Source organism: Tenacibaculum sp. AWR4_210, from assembly GCF_056160945.1.
This window is the reverse complement of sequence record NZ_JBSWYF010000027.1, coordinates 1-1,675: the sequence shown is the minus strand read 5'-3', so window position 1 is coordinate 1,675 and position 1,675 is coordinate 1. Positions and strand designations below refer to the sequence as shown.

Sequence of the window (1,675 nt, the reverse complement as noted above, 5' to 3'; positions counted from 1 at the left end):
TTGTGGTACTATCGTACTTCGGCTAGATCTACGCATTTAACTATAAATCCAATACCTACATACTTCAACGAGCATTTCCGTCAGCTCGCGGCGGGTTCATCACTCCGTCACCCCATCGCATTTATAAGAAGTACAGGAATATTAACCTGTTGTCCATCGACTACTCCCTTCGGATTCGCCTTAGGTCCCGACTAACCCTCAGCTGATTAGCATCGCTGAGGAAACCTTAGTCTTTCGGTGAGGGGGTTTCTCGCCCCCTTTATCGTTACTTATGCCTACATTTTCTTTTCTATCCGCTCCAGCAAACCTCACAGTTCACCTTCAGCGCAAATAGAATGCTCCCCTACCACTTTTACAAGTCCATAGCTTCGGTAGTATACTTATGCCCGATTATTATCCATGCTCGACCGCTCGACTAGTGAGCTGTTACGCACTCTTTAAATGAATGGCTGCTTCCAAGCCAACATCCTAGCTGTCTGGGCAGTCAAACCTCGTTTTTTCAACTTAGCATACATTTGGGGACCTTAGCTGATGGTCTGGGTTCTTTCCCTCTCGGACATGGACCTTAGCACCCATGCCCTCACTGCTGAGAAACATTTTATAGCATTCGGAGTTTGTCAGGAATTGGTAGGCGGTGAAGCCCCCGCATCCAATCAGTAGCTCTACCTCTATAAAACTTTTACTCAACGCTGCACCTAAATGCATTTCGGGGAGTACGAGCTATTTCCGAGTTTGATTGGCCTTTCACCCCTACCCACAGGTCATCCAAAGACTTTTCAACGTCAACTGGTTCGGTCCTCCACTGTGTGTTACCACAGCTTCAACCTGCCCATGGGTAGATCACTCGGTTTCGCGTCTACTACTACTAACTATGCGCCCTATTCAGACTCGCTTTCGCTTCGGCTCCGAATCTTAAATTCTTAACCTTGCTAGCAACAGTAACTCGTAGGCTCATTATGCAAAAGGCACGCCGTCACACAGTTAATGTGCTTCGACCGCTTGTAGGCGTACGGTTTCAGGTTCTCTTTCACTCCCTTACTTAGGGTTCTTTTCACCTTTCCCTCACGGTACTTGTTCACTATCGGTCTTTCAGGAGTATTTAGCCTTAGCGGATGGTCCCGCCAGATTCATACAGGATTACACGTGTCCCGCACTACTCAGGATACTGCTATATCCTCTTCGATTACCTATACGAGACTATCACTCTCTCCGGTTCGTCTTTCCAAACGATTCTAGTTCTCTTAGATTCTAATGTCGCAGTCCTACAACCCCAATATTGCCGTAACAATATTGGTTTGGGCTATTCCGAGTTCGCTCGCCACTACTATCGGAATCACTTTTGTTTTCTCTTCCTCCGGGTACTTAGATGTTTCAGTTCTCCGGGTTTGCTCCTTAAAAAGGTGACATGTCTTCAACATGCCGGGTTGCCCCATTCGGAAATTTGCGGATTATAATGTATGTGCCACTCCCCGCAACTTATCGCAGCTTATCACGTCCTTCTTCGCCTCTGAAAGCCTAGGCATCCTCCATACGCCCTTATTTAGCTTATTGTACTTTTTGCTATAGATCGAAATCTATAACGAGCTCTTTATATTTTTTTATAAAGTTTGTTGATTTTTAATCAACTCTCTATCTTGATTCTTTACGATATCATATTACCAATATGTCAATGAAC

Annotated in this window: 1 rRNA gene; it reads right to left on the bottom strand. The window is 45.3% G+C overall.

Annotated features, from left to right (window positions below):
* Nucleotides 1-1,550 (bottom strand): 23S ribosomal RNA (locus ACXAG7_RS19840); the annotation flags it as partial.
* Nucleotides 1,551-1,675 lie beyond the last annotated feature (125 nt).